Origin of the sequence: uncultured Draconibacterium sp., from assembly GCF_913060805.1 — a bacterium.
Taxonomy (GTDB): domain Bacteria; phylum Bacteroidota; class Bacteroidia; order Bacteroidales; family Prolixibacteraceae; genus Draconibacterium.
Genome location: NZ_CAJXTC010000025.1, coordinates 52,352 through 78,856, shown reverse-complemented (window position 1 = coordinate 78,856; position 26,505 = coordinate 52,352). Strand labels below are relative to the sequence as shown.

At 40.8% G+C, this 26,505-nt stretch carries 29 protein-coding genes; 22 read left to right on the top strand and 7 right to left on the bottom strand.

Annotation, left to right across the window (positions count from 1 at the left end; all coding sequences use genetic code 11):
* From QZ576_RS15220 to QZ576_RS15205, 4 genes are all read left to right on the top strand, one after another.
* The coding region (locus QZ576_RS15220; protein WP_297098644.1) for a ribonuclease E/G at window positions 1–630 on the top strand (630 nt) is incomplete at its 5' end.
* A gap of 62 nt (window positions 631–692) precedes the next feature.
* On the top strand, window positions 693–1,778 hold the full coding sequence (locus tag QZ576_RS15215) for a helix-turn-helix transcriptional regulator (protein WP_297098643.1): 1,086 nt from the start codon (window positions 693–695) through the stop codon (window positions 1,776–1,778).
* Between the two features lie 165 nt (window positions 1,779–1,943).
* Window positions 1,944–3,872: a cytochrome c biogenesis protein CcdA gene (locus QZ576_RS15210; protein ID WP_297098642.1), complete on the top strand. Its 1,929-nt coding sequence runs from the start codon at window positions 1,944–1,946 to the stop codon at window positions 3,870–3,872.
* Between the two features lie 6 nt (window positions 3,873–3,878).
* Window positions 3,879–4,331 (top strand): protein-disulfide reductase DsbD domain-containing protein, encoded by a 453-nt coding sequence (locus QZ576_RS15205; protein WP_297098641.1) that lies wholly within the window; start codon window positions 3,879–3,881, stop codon window positions 4,329–4,331.
* A gap of 701 nt (window positions 4,332–5,032) precedes the next feature.
* Here QZ576_RS15205 and QZ576_RS15200 read toward each other — a convergent pair.
* A complete protein-coding gene (locus QZ576_RS15200; protein WP_297098640.1) occupies window positions 5,033–7,849 on the bottom strand; it encodes a pitrilysin family protein in 2,817 nt (938 codons plus the stop codon).
* Between the two features lie 215 nt (window positions 7,850–8,064).
* On the opposite strand from QZ576_RS15200, the gene QZ576_RS15195 reads away from it, so the two are divergent.
* The gene (locus QZ576_RS15195; RefSeq protein ID WP_297098639.1) at window positions 8,065–8,688 is read left to right on the top strand and encodes an isochorismatase family cysteine hydrolase; all 624 of its coding nucleotides are present in this window, start codon (window positions 8,065–8,067) and stop codon (window positions 8,686–8,688) included.
* A gap of 137 nt (window positions 8,689–8,825) precedes the next feature.
* Here QZ576_RS15195 and QZ576_RS15190 read toward each other — a convergent pair whose 3' ends face one another.
* Complete coding sequence (locus QZ576_RS15190; RefSeq protein WP_297098638.1) at window positions 8,826–10,118, bottom strand: aminotransferase class I/II-fold pyridoxal phosphate-dependent enzyme; 1,293 nt, start codon at window positions 10,116–10,118, stop codon at window positions 8,826–8,828.
* Between the two features lie 165 nt (window positions 10,119–10,283).
* Window positions 10,284–10,703, bottom strand: coding sequence for a hypothetical protein (locus QZ576_RS15185; RefSeq protein ID WP_297098637.1), 420 nt, complete (start codon window positions 10,701–10,703; stop codon window positions 10,284–10,286).
* 109 nt (window positions 10,704–10,812) lie between these two features.
* On the opposite strand from QZ576_RS15185, the gene QZ576_RS15180 reads away from it, so the two are divergent.
* From QZ576_RS15180 to QZ576_RS15150, 7 genes are all read left to right on the top strand, one after another.
* Window positions 10,813–11,412: an HAD family phosphatase gene (locus QZ576_RS15180; RefSeq protein ID WP_297098636.1), complete on the top strand. Its 600-nt coding sequence runs from the start codon at window positions 10,813–10,815 to the stop codon at window positions 11,410–11,412.
* A 126-nt stretch (window positions 11,413–11,538) separates the two neighbouring features.
* Entirely contained in the window at window positions 11,539–13,572 is a 2,034-nt protein-coding gene (uvrB, locus tag QZ576_RS15175; protein WP_297098635.1) for an excinuclease ABC subunit UvrB, read from the top strand.
* A gap of 148 nt (window positions 13,573–13,720) precedes the next feature.
* Window positions 13,721–14,284, top strand: a complete 564-nt coding sequence (locus QZ576_RS15170) for a Yip1 family protein (protein WP_297098634.1) — start codon at window positions 13,721–13,723, stop codon at window positions 14,282–14,284.
* A gap of 16 nt (window positions 14,285–14,300) precedes the next feature.
* Window positions 14,301–14,762: an SsrA-binding protein SmpB gene (gene smpB / locus QZ576_RS15165; protein ID WP_297098633.1), complete on the top strand. Its 462-nt coding sequence runs from the start codon at window positions 14,301–14,303 to the stop codon at window positions 14,760–14,762.
* 170 nt (window positions 14,763–14,932) lie between these two features.
* Window positions 14,933–15,058, top strand: a complete 126-nt coding sequence (locus tag QZ576_RS15160; protein ID WP_297098632.1) for a lipoprotein — start codon at window positions 14,933–14,935, stop codon at window positions 15,056–15,058.
* Window positions 15,059–15,065: 7 nt separating this feature from the next.
* On the top strand, window positions 15,066–15,572 hold the full coding sequence (locus tag QZ576_RS15155; RefSeq protein ID WP_297098631.1) for a hypothetical protein: 507 nt from the start codon (window positions 15,066–15,068) through the stop codon (window positions 15,570–15,572).
* Complete coding sequence (locus QZ576_RS15150) at window positions 15,572–15,931, top strand: hypothetical protein (RefSeq protein WP_297098630.1); 360 nt, start codon at window positions 15,572–15,574, stop codon at window positions 15,929–15,931. Before QZ576_RS15155 ends, QZ576_RS15150 begins: the two co-directional genes overlap by 1 nt.
* 15 nt (window positions 15,932–15,946) lie before the next feature.
* On the opposite strand, the gene QZ576_RS15145 is transcribed toward QZ576_RS15150, so the two are convergent.
* Together QZ576_RS15145 and udk are read right to left on the bottom strand one after the other, a co-directional pair.
* The gene (locus QZ576_RS15145; protein WP_297098629.1) at window positions 15,947–16,669 is read right to left on the bottom strand and encodes a 3'-5' exonuclease; all 723 of its coding nucleotides are present in this window, start codon (window positions 16,667–16,669) and stop codon (window positions 15,947–15,949) included.
* Window positions 16,669–17,283, bottom strand: coding sequence for a uridine kinase (gene udk / locus QZ576_RS15140; protein ID WP_297098628.1), 615 nt, complete (start codon window positions 17,281–17,283; stop codon window positions 16,669–16,671). Before udk ends, QZ576_RS15145 begins: the two co-directional genes overlap by 1 nt.
* 105 nt (window positions 17,284–17,388) lie before the next feature.
* On the opposite strand from udk, the gene QZ576_RS15135 reads away from it, so the two are divergent.
* The 8 genes from QZ576_RS15135 to QZ576_RS15100 all read left to right on the top strand — a co-directional run bounded on the left by QZ576_RS15135 (window position 17,389) and on the right by QZ576_RS15100 (window position 22,945).
* A complete protein-coding gene (locus tag QZ576_RS15135; protein ID WP_297098627.1) occupies window positions 17,389–17,688 on the top strand; it encodes a Dabb family protein in 300 nt (99 codons plus the stop codon).
* A gap of 36 nt (window positions 17,689–17,724) precedes the next feature.
* The gene (locus QZ576_RS15130) at window positions 17,725–18,708 is read left to right on the top strand and encodes a type I phosphomannose isomerase catalytic subunit (RefSeq protein WP_297098626.1); all 984 of its coding nucleotides are present in this window, start codon (window positions 17,725–17,727) and stop codon (window positions 18,706–18,708) included.
* A 46-nt stretch (window positions 18,709–18,754) separates the two neighbouring features.
* Entirely contained in the window at window positions 18,755–19,351 is a 597-nt protein-coding gene (yihA, locus tag QZ576_RS15125) for a ribosome biogenesis GTP-binding protein YihA/YsxC (protein WP_297098625.1), read from the top strand.
* 209 nt (window positions 19,352–19,560) lie between these two features.
* Window positions 19,561–20,496, top strand: coding sequence for a ribose-phosphate pyrophosphokinase (locus QZ576_RS15120; RefSeq protein ID WP_297098624.1), 936 nt, complete (start codon window positions 19,561–19,563; stop codon window positions 20,494–20,496).
* A gap of 117 nt (window positions 20,497–20,613) precedes the next feature.
* The gene (locus QZ576_RS15115) at window positions 20,614–21,243 is read left to right on the top strand and encodes a 50S ribosomal protein L25/general stress protein Ctc (RefSeq protein ID WP_297098623.1); all 630 of its coding nucleotides are present in this window, start codon (window positions 20,614–20,616) and stop codon (window positions 21,241–21,243) included.
* 70 nt (window positions 21,244–21,313) lie between these two features.
* Window positions 21,314–21,877 (top strand): aminoacyl-tRNA hydrolase, encoded by a 564-nt coding sequence (gene pth, locus QZ576_RS15110; protein WP_297098622.1) that lies wholly within the window; start codon window positions 21,314–21,316, stop codon window positions 21,875–21,877.
* Entirely contained in the window at window positions 21,878–22,255 is a 378-nt protein-coding gene (locus tag QZ576_RS15105) for an RNA-binding S4 domain-containing protein (protein ID WP_297098621.1), read from the top strand. It begins immediately after the preceding gene.
* 150 nt (window positions 22,256–22,405) lie between these two features.
* Window positions 22,406–22,945 carry a DUF4924 family protein gene (locus QZ576_RS15100; RefSeq protein ID WP_297098620.1) on the top strand — a complete coding sequence of 180 codons (540 nt, stop codon included), beginning with the start codon at window positions 22,406–22,408 and terminating at the stop codon, window positions 22,943–22,945.
* 341 nt (window positions 22,946–23,286) lie between these two features.
* Here QZ576_RS15100 and QZ576_RS15095 read toward each other — a convergent pair whose 3' ends face one another.
* A complete protein-coding gene (locus QZ576_RS15095; RefSeq protein ID WP_297098619.1) occupies window positions 23,287–23,643 on the bottom strand; it encodes a thiol-disulfide oxidoreductase DCC family protein in 357 nt (118 codons plus the stop codon).
* A 64-nt stretch (window positions 23,644–23,707) separates the two neighbouring features.
* Window positions 23,708–24,760 (bottom strand): N-acetylmuramoyl-L-alanine amidase, encoded by a 1,053-nt coding sequence (locus QZ576_RS15090; protein WP_297098618.1) that lies wholly within the window; start codon window positions 24,758–24,760, stop codon window positions 23,708–23,710.
* Between the two features lie 201 nt (window positions 24,761–24,961).
* Between QZ576_RS15090 and QZ576_RS15085 the strand changes: the two genes are divergently transcribed.
* Both QZ576_RS15085 and QZ576_RS15080 read left to right on the top strand, forming a co-directional pair.
* Window positions 24,962–25,594, top strand: a complete 633-nt coding sequence (locus tag QZ576_RS15085) for a 5'-nucleotidase C-terminal domain-containing protein (RefSeq protein WP_297098617.1) — start codon at window positions 24,962–24,964, stop codon at window positions 25,592–25,594.
* Window positions 25,594–26,502: a bifunctional UDP-sugar hydrolase/5'-nucleotidase gene (locus QZ576_RS15080; protein ID WP_297098616.1), complete on the top strand. Its 909-nt coding sequence runs from the start codon at window positions 25,594–25,596 to the stop codon at window positions 26,500–26,502. The genes QZ576_RS15085 and QZ576_RS15080 overlap by 1 nt, the downstream gene beginning before the upstream one ends.
* Window positions 26,503–26,505 lie beyond the last annotated feature (3 nt).

Genomic DNA, 26,505 nt, shown 5'->3' with positions numbered 1-26,505 from the left:
GGTGCCTATTTAATCGTAGAACACACCGAAGCGTTTCATGTAATTGATGTAAACAGCGGGAATCGCGCAAGAGCCGGAAACGACCAGGAAAAAAATGCCCTGGAAGTGAACCTGGCGGCCTGCGACGAAATAGCAAGACAATTACGGTTGCGAGACATGGGAGGAATCATAGTAATTGATTTCATCGACATGCATGTCGCGGCAAATCGCCAGAAAGTGAATGATCACATGAAGGAGATTATGGCCGACGACCGGACCAAGCACAACATTCTTCCACTAAGTAAGTTTTGCCTGATGCAAATTACAAGGCAAAGAGTTCGTCCGGAAGAAAAAGTTGAGACCGCCGAGAGCTGTCCGACTTGTAAAGGAACTGGAAAAGTTGTGCCTACTGTGTTATTTGCCGACGATATAAACGGCAAAGTAAACTACGCGCTAAAGGAGTTGAACAAGAAGAAACTAAATCTGAAAGTTCATCCTTATACAGCTGCTTATCTTACAAAGGGTTGGAAAAGCCAACAAAACAGGTGGTTTTTCAAATACCTGAAATGGGTAAGCGTTGAAGCTGTAAATTCATATTCCTATCTGGAATATCATTTTTTTGATGAGAATGAAGAAGAAATTATCTTATAAAAGGAAAGCCGTTCATTATTGAGCGGCTTTTTTTTATTTTCGCAGTAAGCAAAATAATTCCGATGGCGTTAAAAAAACTGGTCTATATCATTTTTTCCCTTTTTATTACAAGTACTTCAACCGCACTCGAAATAAAAGGTACCATCGATTTAACAGAACAGTGGCAGCCGAAAGTTTTTCTGGCTCTGCTAAATACGCCTAACGATATTTTTGTGGCCTCGCCCGATTTTATTATTGCCGAAACATTTATAAAACCTGATGGTAGCTTCGAAATCAATACGCAGTCGGTACCCGACGATGAACGTTTTTACCGCCTGTATTTGGTGCAGGGCGATAATGCTTCGGTAGAATTCAGTTCCACCCAAAACAAAAACTATTTTCATTTGCTTTTAAACCGGCAGTCGGAAATTGAGCTAAGTGCTACAACCCGGAACAATTCGCTGGAAGTAACCGAATTGAACGGTAGCGATGATACAAAAGCAATTTTTGATTTTGATGAAAAGTTCCAGGAGCAAAGCAGCGAATTGAGTGGTCAGTTGCCAAAAGCGCAAAGTACTTTCTTGTCGCAGGAGCTGGAAACCTTTATCCATTCTGTTGTTGCCGATGCCAAAAATCCTTACGTTGGTCTTTATGCATTGTATCACATCGAAGATAAAGAGACTGATTTCCTGAGAAACAGCGACTTTTATTTCAACTTTCAAAAACGCCTGGAAGACGAACTTCCGGTAACACCATACACCGAAGCTTATTCAGCATTGTTGGATGAGTTGATCGGTTTTCGTGAATTTGTTTGCGAAATGCCGGGTGTGCAACCTAAATGGAAAGACTGGACGATGATAATTCAGGCAGTAATTATTCTGGTTCTTATTGTCATTTTGATCGGTTTTTTCCAACAATTAAAGAAAATACGAAAGCGGGAAAACGATCCGGAAAACAATTTGAAACCGCTTTATGAAGGCTTAACCTTAAAACAGCAAGAGATTCTGAGCCTTTTAGCCGCCGGAAAGACCAACAAAGAAATTGCACAGGATCTATTCGTTGAATTAAGTACCGTAAAAACCCATATTAATAACATCTACAGACAGTTGGGCGTGTCAACCCGAAAAGATGCTGTCGACTTTTTTAACTCCGTAAAAAAGCAATATTAGGGGGTCTAGACCCTATTTCAAACCCAGTCTATACTCCTTTTGTTAAACAGATTGAGGCATTTTGTTGTTTTTCCATCATAAATTTGTGCTATTCGTAAAAACGCATGAAGCGTATAACACAATTTAGAAAGTAAATCGAAGTTTATTTATAAAACCACAAAAAGAATGAAACGCATACTGTTTACGGTCTTTTTACTTACAGCTGCATTACTGGCCTCATCGCAAATTGTTGAGCCGGTAAAATGGAGTTTCTCTCAAAACAAGATTTCAGACAACGAGTTTGAGTTACTTTTCACAGCCACGATAGAAGAAGGTTGGCACATGTATTCAACCGATCTGCCGGAAGGTGGTCCGATTAAAACCAGCTTTTATTTCGAGAATGTGGAGAATGCTGAATTAGTACGAGAGCCAACACCGAATAAAGAAGTTGTTGAAGAATTTGACAATTCATTTCAGATGGATTTGAGGTGGTTTGAAGAGGAAGTGACCTTCACGCAAAAAGTAAAAGTCTCGGGTGCAGGAACCGTTGCCGGTTATGTGGAGTTTATGAGTTGTGACGACGAAACATGCACACCTCCAATGGAAGCAGAATTTTCGTTTGAGTTAACCGGAGGAGCACAACAAACTGCTGCTGCCGAAACTACAGACGACAGCAGCAACAGAAACTACTGGAGTATTTTCTTCCTGGCATTTTTAGGTGGTTTTGCAGCTTTGCTAACACCTTGTGTTTTCCCGATGATTCCAATGACGGTAAGCTTCTTTACTAAACAAAGTAAAACAAAAGCTAAAGGAATCCGCAACGGAATCTGGTACGGAATATCCATCATTATTATTTATGTGATACTTGGAACAGTGGTAACTGCCGCGTTTGGAGCAGAGAGTCTGAACAGTCTTTCTACCAACCCGTGGTTTAACCTGTTCTTTGCTCTGTTGCTTTTTGTTTTTGCCTTCTCGTTTATGGGGGCGTTCGAAATTGTATTGCCCAGCAGCTGGGTAAATGCAGTGGATAAAAAAGCCGACAAAGGTGGATTGTTCGGAATATTCTTTATGGCTTTTGCATTGGCACTGGTTTCATTCTCGTGTACGGGACCGATTGTTGGTGCTTTGATTGTTGAAGCTGCGCGTAGCGGAGGTATGGCACCGGTAATTGGTATGTTAGGATTTTCATTAGCACTCGCTATTCCTTTTGCCTTGTTTGCGGCTTTCCCGGGGTGGTTGAACTCGCTGCCAAAATCAGGTGGCTGGTTAAATTCAGTGAAAGTAGTTTTGGGTTTCCTAGAGTTCGCTTTTGCGTTCAAATTCCTGTCAATTGCCGATATGGTTCTTGATTTGCATATTTTGGAGCGCGAAGTTTACATCGCCATTTGGATTGCCATTTTTATGGGACTGGCGCTGTACTTGTGGGGCAAAATAAAATTGCCACACGATTCGCCAACTACGCATTTACCGGTATCGCGTTTTGTTTTGGGAACCATGGTATTTGCCTTTGTAATTTATATGATCCCCGGTTTGTGGGGCGCACCGGTGAAATTGATCAGTGGTTTTCCGCCGCCGGTTGATTATGCCGAATCGCCATTGGGTGTTGGACGCACTCAACCTGCCGGAGCTGTTGCTACCGGACATTCATCGGGAACGATGACATCGGGAATGCACATTGGCCCGCACGGAATTCCCTTATTCGACGATTACGATAAAGCTTTGGCACATGCCCGCGAAACCGGAAAGCCATTGTTGATCGATTTTACCGGAAAAGGTTGTACCAACTGCCGTAAAATGGAGGACAACGTTTGGGTAAAACAGGAAGTGAAAAACCTGTTCCTCGAAGATTATGTGGTGGTGTCGTTGTATGTTGACTTGAAAACAAAACTGCCGGAAGACGAACAATACGTTTCGGAAACAACCGGAAGAAAAGTGAGATCTGTAGGAAATAAATGGACCGATTTCCAGATATCAAGATTTCATAGAAATACACAACCATACTATGTTGTATTGGATGAAAACGAAAATCAGATAGGAGAGGGATACAGTTATGATCCGGATCCGGAGGATTTTATTGAGTGGCTAAACGAAGGATTAACAGAATTCAAAAAATAAAAACTGATGAAGAAGCTAATAGTTGCGTTGGGATTTGTTGCTGTGGCAATGTTTGCGCAGGCACAAATGATGGAGCCCGTAAAGTGGGACGTAGAGATTAAACCCTTAAAAGGTGGAAATCAGTATGAGATTGTTGCTACGGCAGAAATCGATATGGGTTTTAAACTTTATGGTGTAAATATGGAAGACGGCGGTCCGGTAAAAACCTCGTTTAATTTCGAGACGCTGGAAAACTGCAAGGATTTTGGAAAGCCTGTTGAAGTTACCCCATCGCATACAATGCACGACAAAATTTTTGATATGGAGGTAACTTATTTTAAAGAGAAGGCGGTTATTTCGCACAAAGTGTGGGTAACTGAAAAGCCAGCTAAAGTTGCCGGTTATATTCAATGGATGAGTTGCAACGATGAAATGTGCACTCCTCCAACCGATGAAGAATTTGAGTTTGTGATCGAGTAATCGATCGCTGTTCAGATATTTAAAAGTAAAAACTGCACTAAGGCCGGGAGCGAAAGTTTCCGGCCTTTTAGTTTTTGGTTGGCTGCATGAATCTTCATGATTAAGGGCTAAAGCCCGGAATGTTTGGCGGTTGACTAACCCCGGCATTAATGCCGGGGTTAAGCATAAATGGTAGTACACATGGGCTTTAGCCCTTAAAATTTAAACTTTTAACCAGAACAGTTCTGCAAAAAAAAAGTCTATGAGTTCTGCAATTACCAACAGGAACAAAAGCAAAGTATGTTGTTAGCATTTTATTAGAATCGTTGTAGTCGCAGGCGCATAAAACCAAGGAGCTCTGATCAACTTATTGATTGCGCCTTTTATTTATTCCCATATCTACCCCGGGTTTCACCCGAGGTTAATTATATTTTCTCCCTTTGGGATATGGAGCAGAATTACAAAGGTGAATTAACAGAGTAGCGATATTTCTCCCAATGCTTTTATGGCGCAGAAAGCGTCGAATGTGATTAACCCGGTGCGCAGCGCCGGGTTAATATGACCCAAGGGAAATCGTCCGGCGAAGAAAAAATGATCGAATCCAGGTGTTTCTTCCGGACGAAATACAAACGGTAATACTCATAGTAAGAGTAGGGATTTAAGCAAAAAAAGTCCATGATTTCAAAAACCATGGACTTTCTTTTATCTTCTAATTTCTTTATCTATTCTGCCTTTTTCGGTAGAAATACCACATCAACCACATCAGCGTCGGAATAAAATGCTTTTGCAAATTTCTGAATCTGTGCAGTAGTCAAACCATCTAAAATATTATCGTAGTTTTCGGCTGCATCAGGATTAAATCCGTGGTAATAGTCGTTGTAAAGCGCATTCAACCAGTAATTGTTGTGTTCTTTGGCCTGTGCACGCTCCTTTTTCAGGTTCAGAATAACCTTGCTCAAGTCTTCCTGTGTTGGGCCATCGGCAACAATTTTGTCAATCTCGCGGAAAATGATCGATTTCAGGTGGTCAGCTTTCTCCGGATCTGTGTCGAAACTGATTTGCAAAGTTTTTCGTTCGTAAGGATATTGGTTCGACGATGAGGCAAGATTAACGCCATACGTTCCTCCTTCTTTTTCTCGTACTTCTTCGGTATAACGCAAATCGAGAATCGCTTTTAATACAGTCAGCTCAACATTGCTAGCTGGTGTATAATCCAGCTCTTCGCGGATAAGAACAATTACAGTTCCTTTTTCGGTTTGTAAAGGCACCTCAATTTTCTTTTCGGTGGTACCTTCAGGCATTCTAACTTTGTGGTCAACCCACTTTTCTTCACCCGGAAGATCTTTTAACGATCCAATGTATTTGACTGACATTTCTTTGGCCACTTCTTCGTCGATGTTTCCAACGATAAAGAAAGTGAAGTCACCGGCGTCTTTAAAACGGTCCTTATACAGGTCTTCCATTTGCGCAAAATTGATCTCATCGAACATTGTTGCTGACATTAGTTTTGTACGCTCATTATAACCGGTCGCAATTAACTGGAGTGAATCACTCATAATCTTTTGCGGATTATTGGCCATGTTTTGCAGGTAAGCAACATAACGACTTTTTAGTGCCTCGTAGGATTCTTCGTCAAATCGCGGATTATTGAATTGCAGGTAAAGCAACTGCATCATCGTTTCAAAATCTTTTGGCGTGCTGCTTCCGTTAAATCCTTCGGTAAGATCTCCCAAGCTAGTTGCTACCGATGCCGTTTTCCCGGTTAATACTTTGCGTAAGGCAATGGCATCAAAATCGCCAACACCAAACGACCCGATAAACTGCGGAAGCATACTAGCTGCCTGAAGATCGCCGGTGCCCAGCAACGAGTTTCCACCCGGACTGTAAGCGCGCAACGAAACCTGATCTTTTTCGTAATCGGCATGTTTAAACACAACCGTTGCATTATTGCTCAGTTTCCATTCTACGGCGTCAAGGTCGTCCAGTTTTTTTGTTGAAACAACTTTCGCACCCGGCAATTCGCCTTCAACCAGCGACGCAGCTTCTGCTGTATCTTCGTACGGATCGATTGTTGAATTTTCAACTTCGGCTAAAATTGCAAAAGCTTCATCTTGAGTCAGGTGTTCAGTATCGTTTTTCGGACCGGTAATTACAACAACACGGTTCTTGTCCACAATCATATCTTGGGCTAGTTTGTTTACATCGGCAAGTGTAATTGTCTCGAGAATTGCCTGTCCAAACTGCCAGTCGAATTCAGCATCGGTTAATGGTTCACCTTCAAGGTAATAATTCACAATACCATCAATATATGTGTCATTCGAGATTTTGTCGCGCTGTTTATAGGCGCTTTCCATTGCAGTTAGAAGATTAACTTTTGCGCGATTAAGTTCACCTTCTGTTAGACCATGGCGAAGAACTCGTTCAGCTTCAGTATATATTGCACGTAATCCTTCGTCTTCTTTATTCGGATTGGCAGTTATCGAAATACTTGCCCAATCATATCCTCGTGCATAGCTGCCACCTACTCTTATACTTCCCATTACAAAAGGTGGATTTCCTTTTTGAAGTAGTTCTGAAATTCTTTCGCTTACGACTTGATTAAACAAACCAGATATATACTGATTACGCAGGTAACCAATGTTTTTGTCTTCGCGATCTGTCCCTTCGCGTGTAATGTAGATAGAGACGGTTGAGTTTGTTGCTTCTTCGTCGGTTGCCAAAACAAATTTTGTTTCATCGTGTTCCGGAACCTCAAAATGTGGTCGTGGTTGTGGATTCTCCACTGCAGGAATTTTGGAGAATAGCTCTTTAACTTTTGCCTCTACCTGATCAACGTCGATATCGCCAACAATGGCAATGGCTTGTAAATCGGTACGATACCAATCGTGATAAAAGTTTCGCAGCGTTTCCGGTTCAAAGTTTTTAATGATATCAATATCGCCAATAATATCCCTTTCGGCATATTTAGACCCTTCAAAAACAACTGGAATCCATTCGAATAATATTCTTCTGCTGGCATTTCTTCCTGTCCTCCACTCTTCAGAAATAACACCACGTTCAAGGTCAATTTCTTCGTCGGTCAATAACAAGTAGTTCGACCAGTCGTTAAGCACCAAAAGACACGAATCAATCAAACCTTCGCGGGTAGCAGGTACATCGCTCAGGTTGTAAACCGTTTCGTTAAACGAAGTGTATGCGTTGATATTACGCCCAAAAGCCACACCGTTTTTTTCCAGGTAATCCAGAAATCCTTTTCCCGGATAATGCTCGGTGCCGTTAAAAGCCATGTGCTCGAGAAAGTGCGCCAATCCGTTTTGGTTGTCGTTTTCGAGCAGGGCGCCAACGTTTTGTATCATGTAAAAACTTACCCGTTCTTTTGGCTCTTCGTTATGACGGATAAAATAAGTCATTCCGTTTTCCAGTTTCCCTGTTCTAATGGCAGGATCAACCGGAACGGCTTGTTTGAGCATGTCTTGTGCTGACACAAAAATTGGGGCAACTAGTAAAAATGCCAGCATCGTTAAAACAAATTTTTTCATATTTTCTTTTTTGTAGTTCGTTGTTGAACTGTGTTTGAATTTAAGTATTACTCTGTGAGTATAGTATTAACAAGTGAAATTACAGAAAGGATGAAAATAGTAATTAATTTTTTGCTCCTGTAATTTTAGAAGACAATAAAAACCAATAATTTTAGATGACGAATACAATGAAGTTGAGGCTGGAATATAACACTCAACAATAAAATGGCAGCGAAATGGAAAACGAGAAACTTATATTTTGGAACGTTGATACACAGGTAGATTTTGTAGAACCCGGCGGCAAATTGTATGTCGAGGGCGCTGAAAAAATAAAACCACTTTGGCAGCAAATCACTGATTTTGCAAAGCAGAAAAATATACGAGTGGTAAACACGGCTGATTTTCATTATCCGGAATCGGCAGAACTTTCGGATAATCCGGACTTTGTAAATACCTTCCCGCAACATTGTATGGCGAATACTGCGGGGGCAGAATACGTTGCGGAAACACAACCAGAAGATGCGGTAGAATTTGACTGGGATAAAGACTATGATAGTTTCGATGCAGTGGAATCGGCTAGAAATACAGTTATTCGGAAAGATGCATTTGATGTGTTTGCCGGAAATCCTTATACCGATAATATACTGCAAATGCTCTCGCCTGAAACCGTGGTGGTTTATGGTGTGACAACTAATGTTTGCGTAAACGATGCCGTCGTTGGCCTGTCGAAAAGGGTAAAGCGCGTTATTGTTTTAAAAGATGCCATTAAAGAACTGCCGAACATTCCTTTACCTTTCGAGGAATGGGAAAAGCTGGGAGTTGAAATGATGACGTTTGAAGATTTAGCGGCCCATCTATAAATTGTCATTTCGAAGGAGGAACGACTGAGAAATCTGTAGCATTCTTGATGGAAAAGATTTCTCACTTTGTTCGAAATGACAATAAAAAAGCCGCATCAAATAATGAAGCGGCTTTTCTGAACTGTTAATCACAGTAATTATTTCTTACAGTCTTTACAAGCGTTGTAAATACCGTCGAACATTTCTTTTACATCAGCAGCAGCAACTGCCGAGAAAGCAATTCGTAATACGTTACCCAAAGCAATTAATCCGATTCCGTACTTTTTAATCAGCACCTGGCGAACTTCTTCTCCAACCAATCCTTCTGCCAACTGAACACACATAAAGTAGCCCGAGTTGTAAGGAATTGCCTCAAAGCATTCTTTGTATTTTTCTTCTGTTAAAGCTGCTTTTACCGCATCGTAACGTTTTTGCATGATGTGGTATTTTGCTTCTTTCTGCTGTGTATATTCTTCACTCTCAAATGCTGAAAGCAGCAACGATTGTGAAATATTGGCTGCATTCGAAATGTTACCACGAATAGCTCCGGCTGTTTTTGACTCCAACGCGCTATACAATTCAGCGTCTCCACCTTTAATTCCGTAGGTGATAAATCCAACGCGGAAACCCCAAACGTAATCTTCTTTTGTAGCGCCATCAATTTTTACTGCCAACACATTTTCGTGCAACTGGCTCAATTGAGAGAAAATACTTTCGGTAGCAATCCCTTCTTCGTAAACCAATCCAAAATAAGCATCGTCGGTAATTGTAACGATTTTGTTTCCGGCTTCGGCAGCTTTTTTAACAATGGCTACAATCGCATCCTGCTCTTCTAAAGTTGGTGTATAACCCGATGGGTTATTCGGGAAATTCAGGATAACGATTTTTTTACCGATTCCGCCTTCGTTCAACTTAGCTTCGAATGATTCAAGGTCGAAACCTCCATCTTTAAAAAGGTTGAATTTGCCCAGTGAACAACCGTAAGCATTTGTAAGCGTTAGGTTGTAGTTTCCCCAGAAAAGGTCGGGAACGATAATTTCATCCTGAGCATCGGCAAACATATAACCTGCCATGCTGATACCGTGCGTAAGTGCGTTGGTAACTACCGGCAGACTCAACTCAACTCCATCGAGTGACGGGTTTTTCTCGTAGATCATGCTTTTCCATTTTGCACGGATATCGGGGCGGCCAAAACTCGGCGCGTATGGAAAAACCAGCGATGGATCCATATTGATCTTTGAAGCCACAGCTTCCAGTCGCATAGGTGTTCCGTCGTCCTCAATTGCGGCTCCAATGGTTGCATTAATCTTTGTTCCTTTAGCTTCAGCTGTTTGTCCCAGAATTCCTTTTTTCGGGAAGAAAATGTTCTTTCCTCTTTCAGAAAGCAGTTCAAAAACGGGTGTGCTTTTCGCTTGAATTACGCTGTTAAGTTCAGCAGCCTGTGGATTCATAATCAATAAAATTTGTCTGTTATAATTTTGGTGCAAGATAGGAAAACCCCTAATGAAAAACGAAGTTTTTTTAACAAGTTAAATTGATTTTTTATAAATAACTAACATATTGAAAGTACAGGCTGGAGGAATGATTTGAATACGCCGAAAAAAGGCGGGACGAAACTATACCGAACGTACTGCTCCAACAACAATAAAAAATCCAAGCAAGGCCACCAAACCTGCCAAAACGGTGAATAAGCGGTATTGTTTTTTATTCAGCCAATCGAGTACCAAAGCGGCCAATGCCAACACTGATGCACCAATAAAACTCAGGTAGGCGGGCAGGAGTTGCGCTTCAATGGGCGCTTCATTAATAATCTCGTCGTTTAATTCTTCATGCATTACCTCTTCGGGAGTTAAAAATTGCCCGGGCGCAAGGAAGTCGCCCAGCAATACGTACAACGAAAACAAGCCCAAAGCGATAAACGCTGCCAGACCAACTAAACGAAACACTCTTTTGTTTTCAACCCAGCCGTAAATTATGCCAAACAGCGCAGCGAAAACAAACCATTGAGGAAAGGTGTAAAGAAATACTTCTGTCATGGATTATTAAATTACCGGAAACAAAGGTTAAAATTTTTCTTAAATGTAAAAAGCGTTTCGTGCTTACATGTTGTAAAACCTTATTTTCGCCTGAAATAAGATGAAAACAATGCAAAAATTAGAAATAGATCCGAAGGCCAAAGGTTTAATATTCGATTTAGACGGTACGCTGGCCGATACAATGCCCGTGCATTTTGTTGCTTACCAAAAAATTCTTGGAAAGTACGGTGTTGATTATTCAGCAAAAATGTTTTTAGAACTGGCAGGCGTTCCGGCAGTGGAAACCATTGTTAAAATTAACGAGGTTTATGGTTCGTCGCTGAATCCTGAAGAAGTAGGGCATGAAAAAGAAGCAGAATACGAACGAATGATGCACGAAATGAAACCCATCGAGCCCGTTGTTGATTTAGTAAAACAATACCACGGTAAATTACCAATTGCAGTGGGAACCGGTGGTTATACGCGTCTTGCCTGGAAAACACTTGAAATTATTGGGTTAAAAGATTATATCGAAATACTGGTTTCTGCCAACGATGTGCAAAACCCAAAACCACACCCCGAGACATTTTTACGTTGCGCCGAACAGATGGGCGTAAAACCAGAAGATTGCCAGGTTTTTGAGGATGGCGAACCGGGGATGAAAGCCGCACAAGCAGCAGGAATGATGGCAACTCTGGTAACCGATTATTACGATGTTTTTAAAGCATAATCCATCGCGATTGTAATGTAGAAATTAGCATTCATACAAGTTCGTTGTGCGTAAAAATCGGGGAAAAGAATATGTAGGTCGTTTTATTAGGACTAAATTTGGAGGGAATAATACTTAAGAAGTCGAATGGATTTTAACGTAGTATCAGATTATAAACCTACCGGTGATCAGCCAGAAGCGATAAGGCAACTGGTTGAAGGAGTGGAGAGCGGAGAGCGCTATCAAACCCTGCTTGGGGTAACCGGCTCGGGAAAGACATTTACAATGGCCAATGTTATTAAGGAGGTGCAACGCCCTACTTTATTGTTGAGCCATAACAAAACACTGGCCGCTCAGTTGTACAGCGAAATGAAACAGTTTTTCCCGAATAACGCCGTGGAGTATTTTGTATCGTATTACGATTATTACCAGCCCGAAGCTTATTTGCCAACTACCGATACATACATAGAAAAAGATCTCTCGATTAATGAGGATATTGAAAAACTGCGACTGAGTGCAACTTCGGCCTTGCTTTCCGGAAGACGCGATGTTGTGGTGGTTTCGTCGGTTTCGTGTTTATATGGAATCGGAAATCCGGAAGATTTTCATGCCAATGTAACGAAGGTCAAAGTTGGTGACGAAGTTTCGCGAAATGCTTTGTTGTACAATTTTGTTGAGGCTTTGTACAGCCGAAGCGAGGTAGAGTTTAAGCGAGGTAATTTCAGAGTAAAAGGCGATACCGTTGATATTTTTCCTGCTTATGCCGATGTGGCGTATCGCATAACCTTTTGGGGCGATGAGATTGAAGAATTGTCAAGTTTTGATCCTGTAGACGGACTAACAATTGAAACGCTGGATGAAATTGTTATTTACCCTGCTAATATTTTCGTTACCACAAAAGACCGAATGAAATCGGCCATTCATCAAATTCAGGATGATCTGGTAAAGCAGGTGGATTTTTTCAAAGAAATCGGAAAACCTCTGGAAGCCAAACGTATTTTGGAACGTACCGAATACGATATGGAAATGATGCGAGAACTGGGTTATTGCCCGGGAGTGGAAAACTATTCGCGTTATTTCGATGGGCGCGCACCCGGAACACGTCCTTTCTGTTTGATGGATTATTTTCCCGACGATTTTCTGGTGGTAATTGACGAAAGCCATGTTACCATTCCACAAATACGGGCCATGTATGGCGGCGATAATTCAAGAAAAACAAACCTGGTGGAATACGGGTTTCGACTGCCTGCAGCCATTGATAACCGACCGCTAAAATTCGAAGAATTTGAAAAGCTGGTAAATCAGGTGGTTTATGTAAGTGCTACGCCTGCCGATTATGAATTGGCCAAATGCGAAGGAGTTGTGGTGGAACAGATCATTCGCCCAACCGGTTTGCTTGATCCGATAATTGATGTACGACCAAGCAATAACCAGATTGATGATCTGTTGCACGAAATTCATCTGCGTATCGATAAAAACGAGCGCGTATTGGTTACCACGCTCACCAAAAGGATGGCCGAGGAATTGTCGAAATACCTGGTGAATATGGGCGTGAAAACCCGCTACATTCACTCCGATGTTGATACCATGGAACGCATTGAGATTATGGAGCAGCTGCGAAAAGGGGAGTTTGATGTGCTGGTGGGAATTAACCTGCTACGTGAAGGACTTGATTTACCGGAAGTTTCGCTGGTTGCTATTTTGGATGCGGATAAGGAAGGCTTTTTGCGCTCGGAAAGATCGTTGACGCAGACCGCAGGACGTGCAGCGCGTAACCTAAATGGAATGGTAATTATGTATGCGGATAAAGTTACCGACTCCATGCAAAAGACGATCGACTCGACTAACTACCGTCGCGAGAAGCAGTTGAAATACAATGAAGAAAATAACATTGTACCAAAGGCAATTGTAAAACCAACGCGTGAAATTATTGGTTACGAATACCGCAGCGACAAAACTCAGGAATACGAAGGTGGTATGGGACAGCCCGATATTGCTGCCGATCCGGTTGTGCAGTACATGAGTGTTGAAGGACTGGAAAAAGCGGTTGAAAAAACGAAAAAACAAATGCAGGCATCGGCTAAAGAGCTTGACTTTATTGAAGCCGCCCGTTTACGCGACGAGATGTTTGCTTTGCAGGCACTAATTCAGGAACGTAAACAAGGTAAAGCGAAAAAGTAAAACCAGTTACGAGCTGCGAGTATCTAGTATCCAGTATCCACAATCTGTGATTGAATAAAGTTCAGGTTTTTAATTTTAAGTGATGAGCAAACGTGCAGAAATAGTATCTTCTTTAAAAAAGTGTATTTTTGCCGCAAAATTGTGATAAATGGAGTTTTCATTTTCAAAACTTTTAAGTGACGTTAAGCTGATTCTTGTAAATCCGAATGGATTTTGGGTGGAGCAAAAAGAAACAGACGACAGTAAAAAGCTATGGCTGTCTTATTTGTTGCCTATTGCATTGGCCGGGGCAGTTGCTGTTTTTATTGGCGAGTTTTTTAAACGCACCGACTTTTTTATCCAGTTCCCGTTGTTAAAAGCAGCGCGCGAAGTTTTACTTTTTGTTTTGCAATACTTTATCAGCGTGTTTTTTACTACGGAGCTGATGAAAACTTTTGGAGGGGAAAAGAATGTTGATTTGGCACGTAAACTGGTTGTATATTCCATGACACCGATGCTTCTTGTATCGGTAATTACCGGATTATTCCCGTTTTTATACGTGGTCGATATTTTTGGAATTTACAGCTTTTACCTGTTTTGGATTGGCGCAAAAGAATTGCTAACTTTTCCTGAGCACAAGGAACAGAGCTACATTTTAATCACAATTGTGGTTAACTTTTTTATATTTAGTTTTTTGAGTGTTTTCTTGTCGAAACTGCTACTGATTTTTTAATTTTATCGCCGGAAATATGTCACATAAGCCACAACAAAATATTAGCATTAAGAATCGTAAAGCCTCATTTAATTATGAGCTTATCGAACGTTTTGTGGCCGGACTTAAGTTGGTTGGAACCGAAATAAAATCTATCCGCAACGGGAAGGTTAACCTCACTGATTCGTACTGCGCACTTATCCGGGGCGAAATGTATGTGATCAATCTGCACATTGCCGAATACGAGCTGGGCACCATCAATAACCATATTGCCAAACGCGACAGGAAATTACTGCTCAATAAAAAGGAAATTGAAAAGCTCGATAAAAAGGTAAAAGAATCGGGGCTTACAATTGTTCCTACAAAACTGTTTGTTAACGACCGTGGCCTGGCAAAACTCGAAATTGCACTGGCTCGTGGTAAAAAGACATACGATAAACGCGAAACGCTGAAAAGCAAAGATGCCAAACGCGACATCGACCGTGCTATGAAGTTTTAGTGTTTTTCCCGCTTTTCGTCCCGGCACTTCTCGGTATCTTACGATTTAGTTTCCATTAAGCTGTTTTACGGGCTGTAAACTTACATTTGTAATATTTTATGTAAATTTAAAAGCAACCTTTTTTACTGCAAATGCATCTTAACCGAAACAATACTCAAAAAAAACAAACCATGAAAAAAATCCTCTTTGCTGTTATCGCACTACTCATTCTCGCATCGTGTACCGATGAAGATAAGAAACAAAAAGTCGAGATTGATTCGACATATGAAAATGTAAGAGTAGAAATCATTGAATAATAAAGCTATGAAGAACTACCGTCCCAATAAAATTGTACTTGGAGTTATCTTTTTATTCGCATTCGTTGTTTTAAAGTCTGACATAATTCCTGAAAATTCGCATCAGGTTCAGCGAACAGTGCAAATAACCAATTGCAGCGATTTCCCCGATATCCAATTTGTCGGTTATATAACAGGTCCAATGGCTGATGAAAACGATTTTTACCTGATTGATGATGATCAATCGCTACATAAAGGGTACAAGTTTAATTCGTTATATGTTTTTGGAATTAAAAAAAGCAGGCTGACAGAACTTGGAGGTGTTGAAAATCTTACCCAGGATTATGTCTTGGAGAAGGTTGATCCGGGAGCGATATTAAGTTCGGAGACTTTGTTTATATCCAATTCATCGATGCTTGAAAAAGAAGAGATATTTTATGAAATGGAGAAAGTTACGGATGATGTTTTTGTGGCAAAACTAAAAACACATATCTCGTATTTCTCTGATAACTCAAAAGACGTTGAGGAATATTAATGGAAGCTTTTCAATACGAAAAAGATTTTATAAGTGCGCTGCTAATTACCATTTTAGCCGAGGTAATTTGTTTCTTTATTTTAATCTGCAGTCCTTATTTTAAAGAAATTCGCAAAAGCGGCTGGCCAAAAATGCTGGCCGTTGTTGCTTTGGCTACCGCTACAACATTGCCTTACTTATGGTTTATTCTGCCCGCTTTTATCTCCGATAAACTGTGGTATCATCTTATTGGCGAGCTGGGCGTAGTAATTGTTGAATCGCTGATCTTTTACTTGTTCTTTAAAATCGATTACCGGAAAATGCTATTGCTGGCTTTTCTGTGTAATTTGTTTTCGTACTTACTGGGTTTGCTTATCTAGCTTGTTCAAGAATATTTACACGCTCTCCAGATTCTCAAAAGGAATAATCTTATCGCCTTTGTATTTTAACAGCAGGTTGGCAACGGCCATTGTATCTTTTTCGCAGTATTTTACAATGCGGTCAATATCGTTTTCTTCCCAGTAAACTTTGGCAACCTGGCTACCGTCAATGTCGTCTTTTGGGGTTGGAATGTTGAATAACTCGCACAACAACGACAACGATGTGTAATGTTTATAATCACCAAATTTCCAAAGCTGCAAGGTGTCGATCAGGATATCTTTTACTTCCCATGGTTTGGCACCGGCAATATCCAACACTTTCGGAAGCGTTAAATTATTTACCAACGCTCTTCTCGAAATATATGGAAAATCGAATTCCTGACCATTGTGCGCACAAAGCCGGCGTTTACCGGCGCGTGCAAAACTATCTAATGCATTAAAAAAATCCTGGATCAGCTTTTTCTCGTCGTCATCGTAAAACGATTTCACACGAAAATAGGGCTCTCCTTTTTTCTGAACAACGTAACCGGCCGAAATGCAGGCGATTTTACCAAACTCAGCATAAATTCCGGCGCGCTCGTATAGCTCGTGCGGTAGTTTGCCGTCGTTGATCTGGAACTGCATTTTGCGCTCCCAAAGTTGTTGCCATTTTTCGTTTAGCTCGGTATATTCCGGTGCAAGCGGCACGGTTTCAATGTCGAGAAAAAGAATCTCTTCGATATTTAGGTTTTTAAGCATCAGGTTTTGTTTAAAGTTTGTAGTATGTGGTTGGTTAAAATCTGGATGGCAATTTTGTTTTTGCCACCCTGAGGAACAATAATATCGGCGTACCGTTTTGTTGGTTCAATAAACTGAATGTGACTTGGGCGAACTGTTTTTTTGTAGCGTTTCAGTACTTGTTCAACATCCCGGCCGCGCTCTTGAATATCGCGTTGTATCACGCGTGCCAGCCGAACATCCGAGTCGCAATCAACATAAACTTTTATGTCCATTAAATCGCGTAATGCTGCATTTGTAAGACACAAAATCCCTTCAATTATCAACACTTGTTTCGGCTCAACAATATTTGTTGCTTCCTGTCGGGTGCAGCTAATAAACGAATAAACCGGCTCTTCGATCGATAGCCCTTGTTTTAATTTTTTTACGTGGTCGATCATCAAATCGAACTCTATAGAATCGGGGTGGTCGAAGTTTTTTTGTCTGCGTTCTTCCAGCGAAAGATCGCTGTTGTCGTAATAATACGAGTCGTGCGAAAGTATCGCCACCTCGTTGTCGCAAAACTTTTCGCTAATTTTTTTTACAACCGTGGTTTTTCCCGAACCGGTGCCGCCTGCAATGCCAATTACCAGCATACTGTCCAATTTATTTGTTAAATGATAATTGAAGATTAAAATTAAACGCTAAGAAAACACTATTTTCGCAGCCAGAAAAGCACAAGTTACAAAAAATAGACAGCAATGATTAATCACGTCGTTCTTTTTAAATTGAAGGATTATCCGGCCGAAGAAAAAACGGAAATAATTGCCGAACTAAAAGCAATGCTATTGGGTTTAAAAGATAAAATTGCCGAATTGAAGCACATTGAGGTAGGCGAAAATTATGAGTTAGACTCGAAAAGTTACGATATGGCCTTGCTTTCGCATTTCGAAAGTGTTGAAGATCTGGATGTATATCGTGTGCATCCCGAGCATTTAAAAGTAGTTAAACGCATTGGCGAAACTACCGAGGCACGCGCTGCTGTTGATTTCAAATTTTAATCCAATTTTTAAATTATACGATAATCCGTACCAACTATGAGTAATCTGTATCCCATAAAATTCACACCTATTTTTCATGATAAAATCTGGGGTGGAAACCGAATGAAAACCATCCTGAACAAAGATTTTGGCGATATGCCCAACTGTGGCGAAAGCTGGGAACTTTCGGGTGTTAACGGAAATATCTCGGTGGTAAGCAACGGTTTTTTAGCCGGTAACGACCTGAATGAGTTGATTGAAATTTACATGGGAGATTTGGTAGGCGATAAAGTCTACGAAAAGTTTGGAAATGAATTTCCGCTGCTCATTAAATTCATCGATGCGCAGGACGATCTTTCTATCCAGGTTCATCCCAACGATAAACTGTCGAAAGAAAGACATAATGCTTACGGAAAAACCGAAATGTGGTATGTGGCCGGAACCGAAAAAGGAGCGTTGATCAATTCAGGATTTAACCAGGAAGTTGATCGCGAAAAATACCTGGAATATTTCAACGCCGGTAAATTAACCGATTTGCTGCATTACGATGAGGCACAGGTTGGCGATGTTTTCTTCATTCCGGCAGGCCGTGTTCATGCCATTGGCAAAGGCTGTTTGGTAGCCGAAATTCAGCAAACGTCGGATGTAACTTATCGTATTTTCGATTACAACCGCAAAGACGACAAAGGAAACGAGCGCGAATTGCATACCGATCTAGCGTTGGACGCCATCGATTTTTCGTACTCGAGCCAGTATAAAACAGATTACAAAACCGAGGAAAATAAAGCGGTGGAAATTGTAAGCTGCCCGTATTTCACCACCAATATTATCGAATTCAATAAAGAGCAGGATAAAGATTACAACCAGCTCGATTCGTTTGTTATTTATATGACAATGGAGGGCGATTTTGAAATTGTTACCGAAGGCGGAACAGAAACAGTGGCGATGGGAGAGACCGTTCTTTTGCCGGCCAGCCTTGAATCGGTACAATTGAAACCAAAAAGCGAATCGGTAAAAATTCTCGAGGTTTATATCAAATAGCAGAATATTTCTTACCTTAAGAAATCATTCTAAAAATGCACCTTTTATGGAGATAAAAGAAGCTCAGTTTGTGATGAGCAATACTGCAGTTGACAAATGTCCGGCACCCGACCGACCGGAGTACGCTTTTATAGGCCGGTCGAATGTGGGCAAGTCATCGTTAATTAATATGCTCACCAACAAAAGATCGTTGGCAAAAATTTCGGGCAAACCCGGAAAAACGCGTCTGATCAATCATTTTCTTATCAATAAAGAATGGTATCTGGTTGATTTACCCGGTTACGGTTATGCTCAGGTTCCAAAAGCCGAGCGGCTGAAATGGGAGAAAATGCTCAAAAATTATATCCTGAAACGGGAAAATCTGTATTGCCTGTTTGTATTGATCGACTCGCGCCACGAAGCACAAAAAGTCGATCTTGAGTTTATGGAATGGCTGGGCATTAGCGAAATTCCTTTCAATATAGTTTTTACTAAAACAGATAAGCTGAAACCTAAAGAGTTGGAAAACAACTTGAAAGCATACGAAGAAAAGATGTTTGAAATATGGGAAACAATGCCCGGTTATTTTATATCTTCGGCTGAAAAGGGAATTGGAAAAGACGAAATTCTGGGGATGATTGCCGACATAAATAAGCAACAATAGATTTTCGTTGAACGGAACAAACTAATTGAGCTAACAATTATTTAAGAAAACTGTAAAGTTTTTAACTTTGCAGAATCTTTACTATTAAAGAAATCAAGATGGCGAAACGTAAAGTACTGTTGAATTTTACTTCTGAAATGTGGTCTGACCAAATCGCCATATCTACTCCAACACAATTTATTGAAACAAAAATTACTAAATAAATGGAGATGAAAACTCACCCACTTAAAATTTTTACCGGACGAGCAACCCGACATTTAACAGAAAAAATTTGCGATAGTCTGGACGTTGATCTGGGCCATTCGTCGTGCCCGGTTTTTGCCGACGGCGAATTTGAACCTTGTTACGAAGAGACGATTCGTGGCTCGCATATTTTTATTGTGCAGTCAACTCCTCCTACTGCCGATAACCTGTTGGAGCTGTTGTTAATGGTTGATGCCGCAAAACGTGCAAGCGCTTACAAAGTAATTGCCGTAATACCATATTTTGGTTATGCGCGTCAGGACCGTAAAGACAAGCCAAGGGTTTCAATCGGTGCTAAACTGGTTGCCGACCTGCTTTCAGTTTCCGGAATCGACAGGCTGATAACTATGGATTTGCATGCCGACCAGATTCAGGGATTTTTTGATGTTCCGGTAGACCATTTGTACGCGTCAACGCTTTTCGTTCCGTTTATCGAGAAAATGGGATTGGATAATGTAATTATCGCTTCGCCGGATGTGGGTGGTACCAAACGTGCCAATACGTATGCAAAAATGTTGAACACCGGTATCGTTATTTGTCACAAAACACGTGCACGTCCTAACGAGGTGGGTAACATGACTGTTATTGGTGATGTTGAAAACAAAGACGTGATTATTGTTGACGACATGATCGACACAGCCGGAACAATTACCAAAGCTGCCAACCTGATGAAGAAAAAAGGTGCCAGAAGCGTTCGTGCTTTTGCAGCACACGGAGTTTTATCGGGACCAGCAGTGGAAAGAATTGAAAAATCGGAGTTGGAAGAAGTATATTTTACCGATTCGATTAAACCAAAAACAGGCTGCGACAAAATTAAATATATCTCTACAGCCGAGGCTTTTGGCGAGGCTATTCGAAGAGTTTATAAAAATCAGTCAATAAGTTCGTTATATTATAAATAATTTCTATTTTTGCACCGCTTTTTCCATAGGCAGATACATTAATGATGTGTATGCTGTTTGCCCGACCCAAAGGAAGGGAGGACTGAGTACCATATTTATTAACGTAAATTATTTAAAATGAAATCAGTAGTAATTAAAGGAGAGTTAAGAAGCTCTCTTGGAAAGAAAGATTCCAAAAAACTTCGCGCAGAAGAGAAAGCTCCTGCGGTATTGTACGGTGGCGAATCGCCAATTCACTTTGCAGTTTCTTTTGCCGAGTTAAGACAATTAGTTTATACACCAAACGTATACCTTATCGACCTTGACATTGACGGTACTGTGCATAAAGCAATTATGCAAGACATTCAGTGGCACCCGGTTGACGAAATGGTTCTTCACATCGATTTCCTTGAAATCAAAGATGATAAACCAGTAAAAATCAACATTCCGGTTAAAATCGGTGGTTTTGCAAAAGGTTTAAGAAAAGGTGGTAAACTGAACACTACTCTGCGTCGTTTGAGCGTAAGAGCATTGGCTGAGAAATTACCTGATACAATTGATATTGATGTAACAAAACTTGATATCGGCCAAAGTATTAAAGTGGCTGACCTGAATATTGAAGGTATTGAGTTGTTAGATCCTAAATCAAACGTAATCGTTGGTGTTGGTATCACAAGGGCTGCAAGATCGGCTGCTGGTGCTGCTGATGAGGATGAAGAGGAAGAAGGAGAAGAAGGAGCTGAAGCTTCAGAATCTTCAGAAGAATAAATTCTGTGAAATAAGCTTCGTGAATAGCGGGGCGAATTTCGTACGATACCCAAATTAAAAACAGAATCGTATGAAGTACTTAATTGCCGGACTCGGTAATATAGGACCAGAATATAAAAATACTCGCCATAATATTGGCTTTCAAATATTGGACGCACTCGCTGAGGCGTCCAATATTAGTTTTAACGATAAGCGTTACGGCTTTGTAGCTGAATACAAATTCAAAGGCCGAACGTTTATTTTGTTAAAGCCAACCACCTACATGAACCTGAGTGGGCGGGCAATAAATTACTGGTTACAAAAGGAGAAGATCGACATAAAAAATATGCTGGTACTGGTTGATGATCTGGCATTGCCGTTTGGCACGTTAAGAGTACGTGCAAAAGGCGGAGCCGGCGGTCACAACGGGCTCGAGAACATTAATCAGGTGCTGGGACGTAATGATTATGCCCGTTTGCGTTTTGGTATTGGCGACGATTTCCACAAAGGACACCAGGTAAATTATGTGTTAGGCGAGTGGTCGAAAGAGGAGCAGAAAGAATTGCCGTTTAAGATCGACGATTCCATTGAAATAATAAAAAGCTTTGGAACGATTGGTGTTGAACGCACAATGAATTTTCATAACAAAAGATAAATGGCTGAAGGAGTTCGCATAGATAAATGGTTGTGGGCCGTGCGGATTTTTAAAACCCGCAGTCAGGCTACGGAAGCTTGTAAAAAAGGCCATGTAACAATCGATGACTCAGTGGTAAAAGCCTCGCGAGAGATTCATGTGGGCGAGGTAGTAAAGGTGCGGAAATCGCCAATTACCAAAAGTTTTAAAGTGCTGGCACTTTCCGGAAAAAGAATGGGAGCCAAACTGGTTGCCGATTTTGTTGAAGATGTAACACCGCCGGAAGAAATAGAATTGCTCGAGATGCAAAAACACATGCGCTGGAGTGTACGCGAAAAAGGCACCGGACGTCCGACCAAAAAAGATCGCCGCGATTTGGACGACTTTTTTGAATGGTGATAGTTAAGAAAGATTTAGTTTAAGATTGAACAGAGTTTTTGAGCGCTGAGACTTTGTGAAGGTGAGATTGAAAAGAGATTGAAAACTCACCACTTTTTACTTTTGCCTTTTTACTTTTATCTTGAATCATCGAAATAAAAAACAATAATTATGCTTGTAGCAAAACAAAAACGTAAAGAGAATATTGCCGAATACATCCTGTATTTGTACCAAATTGAAGACATGATCCGGGCTTTTAAAATGGATATGGAGCTTATTGAAGAGCGTTTAGTGTCCAGCTACAAAGCCGATGATAAAACCAAAGCTGCCATTACCGACTGGTATGCCAATTTGGTGCTGATGATGGATAAAGAGCAGATCCGTGAAAAAGGGCATCTCCAGTTTCTTACCAACCTGGTTTCGGATGTTAACGATTTTCATTTGAAGCTGATGGAAACCTCGAAAGACGGTAAGTACGTGCAAACCTACAAAACTGTTGCGGGGCTGGTATCGGAGTTGAAAGAGAAAAACCCGGAAGCCAAAAACGATGTTGATTTGGGAATTACTGCTGTTTACGGTTTTTTGCTGCTTAAAATGCAACAAAAAGATATTTCGATCGATACGCTGGAGGCCATAAAACGCATCAGTAAATGGTTAGGTGATCTCTCTAAATTATACCGCGATTTCGAAAGCGGTGATTTTACTTTCTAAACAAGCTTTTTGTTGATTTCCCCGAAACGTTATCGCTAATCTCATTTGATTTATAGTTACGCCGGTTACTGAAATATGGCTGCGAGGTAGTAAAAATACCTTGTGAGGTATAAATACAAGCGCGCGAGGTACAAATAATGGTAAGCGAGCAATAAATAAAGATATGCGAGCAACCTATAAACAGGTGCGAGGTATACTCGCATGGTTATAATCGTTGCTCGCACAGTAATATACTTAGCTCGCAATATATTATAATTCCCTCGCACGTAAATAATAGTCCCTCGCACTACTTTATAATATGCTCGCAGGGTGATATTGGATGCAAGGATGGGTTTTTTGCGTTAGAAACTTCGGCAACTCGTTCTTTTTCCAAACCATTTGTAGCGTTTTTTTGCCACATAACGATACAAACTATTGCGCCAGGTTTTAGGAAATATCTTAAATGGTGCCAGCCAACTCCACGGCGATTTTAGGTGCTTACAGATTTCAATTACGGCATCCGATTCAGAAAATACCTGGTTGTTTTGAATAAGTAATACGGTGTTAATTTGAAGCGATAAATCAAACTCCTTTAAGATTTGCTGTCCTTCTTCCGATTGTAGCGCGACAAGTTTAAAGTCCTTCTCCCGCGCTTTTTCCAGGATAAAATCTACTGCCGAATTGCAGAGATTACAAACGCCATCAAACAGTATTATCATTTGTTTTTGCTTCACACAAGCATAACAAACGCTTTGGTATTAAGTTGAGTTGGTAAGTAGTGGATTATTTATTGGTTTTGTAGTCGGTTATTAAACCATAAGTTAACCAGTTGGCCACTGCCTGACGGTTGTCGGGAATAACCAAACGTTTTACATCGCGCTGGTGGTTCATGTTCCCCAATTCAATAAAAATGGCGGTAGGCCATGTACTTCTCACAACGTATAAATTCCGGGTTGATACCGTGCCGGTGTAACCACGGTTGGGCTGAGCTTCGTGGTATTTTTTTTCAATCGTGTTGCGAAGGATTTTACATGCTTTTTCCCCGGTTTCGCTGCGTTTATCGTGATAGAAAAAGATATCGATGTTTTCGCTTCTGGATCTTGAGTCGACATGAACCGCAATCATGCGCTGAAAAGATCCTTTGTGTTTTTTATAAAGCTGATTCACCGCATCGGTGCGTTGACGCAGTCGCTTGGTTTGGTTCAAAGGAATTCTTAAGTTCGGATAACAAACCTCATCTTTATCGGCTTTCAGGCTGTAATCATCACGAATCCCGTCGTTTTTGTCACGGGTGATCATATACACTGTGGCTCCATTTTCAATAAGCTTTCGTGCCAGGCGTAAGGTAACATCGTAAGCATATTCATCTTCATAAACGTGGTAGCCATTGTATTTTCCAACAGCACCGGGATCGGGGCCTCCATGGCCGCCAACCAGGTAATAAACAGCTCCTTTCAGGTCGTTACTTACAATCTCAACATCGGCATACTTGCTTCCAAAAATATCGTAATGGACAACTTTGCCGGTTCCTTTTGATGGTGTGGCACTTGTTGTTGACGCTTTCGGTAAATTCGCCGAATCGGGAAGTTTGTATTTTACTCCTGCCAGCAAGGTGTTGTTTTTCCCAAGACTGGTTTTGTTTAGGGCTATAAAATCATCCATATATTCCGATGATGATAAGCCGTATCTGGTAAGCAAACGGTAAATTCCATCGCCTTTTAGCGCAACAACTTCCTTGCTTTGCGACAGGCTGTTTAAGGGAAGCAGAATTATTGCCAAAAATAATATGAAAAGTATTTTGGTAACTGATTTTATATGTAAGTTTGACCCGAACATGTTTACTACTATTTTGTTTCCTTTGAACAACATTAATGCTAAAATAGAATTAACGGAAAAAATTATAATTTATTTATGCGACAAACTATCAGCTATCTGTTGTTAATAACTTGCCTGTTATTCACTTTTTCGTGTAAAACACAGTTTGTTCAAAAAAGTTATGAAATCGAGAATGTTTCTGTGTCAGAAGAAGTTGGAACAATGGATAGTACTATTGTACAGCTTTATGCGCCATATAAAAACATACTTGAAAAAGATATGAACCGGGTGCTTGCCATCTCTGAAAATGAATTGGTTAAAGACAAGCCAGAAAGTTTGCTGACGAACTTTTTGGCCGACTTGTTACTCGAACAAGGAGCAGTGGTGGCCAACGATCAACAACTGGATTTAACACCTGATGTATCGTTTTTTAATTACGGTGGAATTCGTTCGGCACTTCCAAAAGGAGAAATTACCGTTGGGAATATTTTTGAGTTAATGCCTTTCGAAAATGAAATGGTTTTGCTTGAACTGAAAGGCGACAAAATGCAGGCTTTTCTGGATTATATTGCCGATCACGGAGGTGGAAGTGTTGGCGGAGTGGAAATGATTATTTCAGGTGATAAAGCCACTGATGTAAAAATCGGTGGACAGAAAATTGATTTCAATAAAACTTACTGGTTGGTAACGAATGATTATGTGGCAGCCGGTGGCGATGGCCTTGAAATGTTGGCAGAAAATGAGCAGTTTATAAACAGTGGAGAGAAAATACGTGATGCGATAATTGAGTACCTCGAAGGGGTGACCAATAATAATCAGCACGTTGATCCAAAACTGGATGGGAGGATAAAATAATGGATAGAAGAAGATTTATAAGAAACGTTGCTGCAGGAACAGCCGGAATTACTATAGGAGCGGTACCTTACGAATTATTTGCTCACGAAGATTTTACCACGATATCGATACTGCACACCAACGATATTCACTGCCATATTGAGCCGTTTAGCGGCACCAACGAACGGTATGCCAATAAAGGTGGTTTAGCACGAATTGCAAAACTGGCCACTCTCGAACGACAAAAAAATCCGAATACTCTACTGCTCGATGCCGGCGATATGTTTCAGGGAACGCCATACTTTAACTACTTTAAGGGTGAGTTGATGTTGAAGGTGATGAGCGAGGCCGGTTACGATGCAAGTACAATTGGTAACCACGAATTTGATAACGGTTTGCAGGGAATTAAAGACCCATTGCCAAATGCCGAATTCCCGATCATCTCATCGAATTACGATTTTTCGGATACCATTTTATCGGGAAGTTTCCCGGAGTATAAGATCTTTAAACGGGATGGCGTAAAAATCGGAATTTACGGCGTAGGAATCGAGTTGGAAAATCTGGTTGGAAAGAAGAATTACGGAGCAACCGTTTACAACGATCCGCTGCTTGTTGCGCAACGGATGGAAAGTTTCCTGAAAAATGACAAGAAGTGTGATTTGGTGATCTGTCTTTCGCATTTAGGATTACGCTACCGCGATAACAAAGTTAGCGACATGGATTTGGCGTCAGAAACTTCATTCACCGATTTGATTATTGGCGGACACACGCACTCGTACCTTGAAAAACCGCTGGAAGAGAAGAATAAACTCGGACAGCCGGTAATTGTAAATCAGGCCTGGTGGGGTGGTCTTGTGGTTGGAAAAGTTGATTTTGTTTTTGAAAAATCAAAAAGGAATAAAAAAGCTGTTTATTCAGACCTGCTATAAAAA

Bases quoted from the DNA above. Each gene is read 5' to 3' on its own strand.
- QZ576_RS15215 (WP_297098643.1), top strand. From the start codon at position 693: ATGGCGTTAAAAAAACTGGTCTATATCATTTTTTCCCTTTTTATTACA.
- QZ576_RS15210 (WP_297098642.1), top strand. From the start codon at position 1,944: ATGAAACGCATACTGTTTACGGTCTTTTTACTTACAGCTGCATTACTG.
- QZ576_RS15205 (WP_297098641.1), top strand. From the start codon at position 3,879: ATGAAGAAGCTAATAGTTGCGTTGGGATTTGTTGCTGTGGCAATGTTT.
- QZ576_RS15200 (WP_297098640.1), bottom strand. From the start codon at position 7,849: ATGAAAAAATTTGTTTTAACGATGCTGGCATTTTTACTAGTTGCCCCA.
- QZ576_RS15195 (WP_297098639.1), top strand. From the start codon at position 8,065: ATGGAAAACGAGAAACTTATATTTTGGAACGTTGATACACAGGTAGAT.
- QZ576_RS15190 (WP_297098638.1), bottom strand. From the start codon at position 10,118: ATGAATCCACAGGCTGCTGAACTTAACAGCGTAATTCAAGCGAAAAGC.
- QZ576_RS15185 (WP_297098637.1), bottom strand. From the start codon at position 10,703: ATGACAGAAGTATTTCTTTACACCTTTCCTCAATGGTTTGTTTTCGCT.
- QZ576_RS15180 (WP_297098636.1), top strand. From the start codon at position 10,813: ATGCAAAAATTAGAAATAGATCCGAAGGCCAAAGGTTTAATATTCGAT.
- uvrB (WP_297098635.1), top strand. From the start codon at position 11,539: ATGGATTTTAACGTAGTATCAGATTATAAACCTACCGGTGATCAGCCA.
- QZ576_RS15170 (WP_297098634.1), top strand. From the start codon at position 13,721: ATGGAGTTTTCATTTTCAAAACTTTTAAGTGACGTTAAGCTGATTCTT.
- smpB (WP_297098633.1), top strand. From the start codon at position 14,301: ATGTCACATAAGCCACAACAAAATATTAGCATTAAGAATCGTAAAGCC.
- QZ576_RS15160 (WP_297098632.1), top strand. From the start codon at position 14,933: ATGAAAAAAATCCTCTTTGCTGTTATCGCACTACTCATTCTCGCATCG.
- QZ576_RS15155 (WP_297098631.1), top strand. From the start codon at position 15,066: ATGAAGAACTACCGTCCCAATAAAATTGTACTTGGAGTTATCTTTTTA.
- QZ576_RS15150 (WP_297098630.1), top strand. From the start codon at position 15,572: ATGGAAGCTTTTCAATACGAAAAAGATTTTATAAGTGCGCTGCTAATT.
- QZ576_RS15145 (WP_297098629.1), bottom strand. From the start codon at position 16,669: ATGCTTAAAAACCTAAATATCGAAGAGATTCTTTTTCTCGACATTGAA.
- udk (WP_297098628.1), bottom strand. From the start codon at position 17,283: ATGCTGGTAATTGGCATTGCAGGCGGCACCGGTTCGGGAAAAACCACG.
- QZ576_RS15135 (WP_297098627.1), top strand. From the start codon at position 17,389: ATGATTAATCACGTCGTTCTTTTTAAATTGAAGGATTATCCGGCCGAA.
- QZ576_RS15130 (WP_297098626.1), top strand. From the start codon at position 17,725: ATGAGTAATCTGTATCCCATAAAATTCACACCTATTTTTCATGATAAA.
- yihA (WP_297098625.1), top strand. From the start codon at position 18,755: ATGGAGATAAAAGAAGCTCAGTTTGTGATGAGCAATACTGCAGTTGAC.
- QZ576_RS15120 (WP_297098624.1), top strand. From the start codon at position 19,561: ATGAAAACTCACCCACTTAAAATTTTTACCGGACGAGCAACCCGACAT.
- QZ576_RS15115 (WP_297098623.1), top strand. From the start codon at position 20,614: ATGAAATCAGTAGTAATTAAAGGAGAGTTAAGAAGCTCTCTTGGAAAG.
- pth (WP_297098622.1), top strand. From the start codon at position 21,314: ATGAAGTACTTAATTGCCGGACTCGGTAATATAGGACCAGAATATAAA.
- QZ576_RS15105 (WP_297098621.1), top strand. From the start codon at position 21,878: ATGGCTGAAGGAGTTCGCATAGATAAATGGTTGTGGGCCGTGCGGATT.
- QZ576_RS15100 (WP_297098620.1), top strand. From the start codon at position 22,406: ATGCTTGTAGCAAAACAAAAACGTAAAGAGAATATTGCCGAATACATC.
- QZ576_RS15095 (WP_297098619.1), bottom strand. From the start codon at position 23,643: ATGATAATACTGTTTGATGGCGTTTGTAATCTCTGCAATTCGGCAGTA.
- QZ576_RS15090 (WP_297098618.1), bottom strand. From the start codon at position 24,760: ATGTTCGGGTCAAACTTACATATAAAATCAGTTACCAAAATACTTTTC.
- QZ576_RS15085 (WP_297098617.1), top strand. From the start codon at position 24,962: ATGGATAGTACTATTGTACAGCTTTATGCGCCATATAAAAACATACTT.
- QZ576_RS15080 (WP_297098616.1), top strand. From the start codon at position 25,594: ATGGATAGAAGAAGATTTATAAGAAACGTTGCTGCAGGAACAGCCGGA.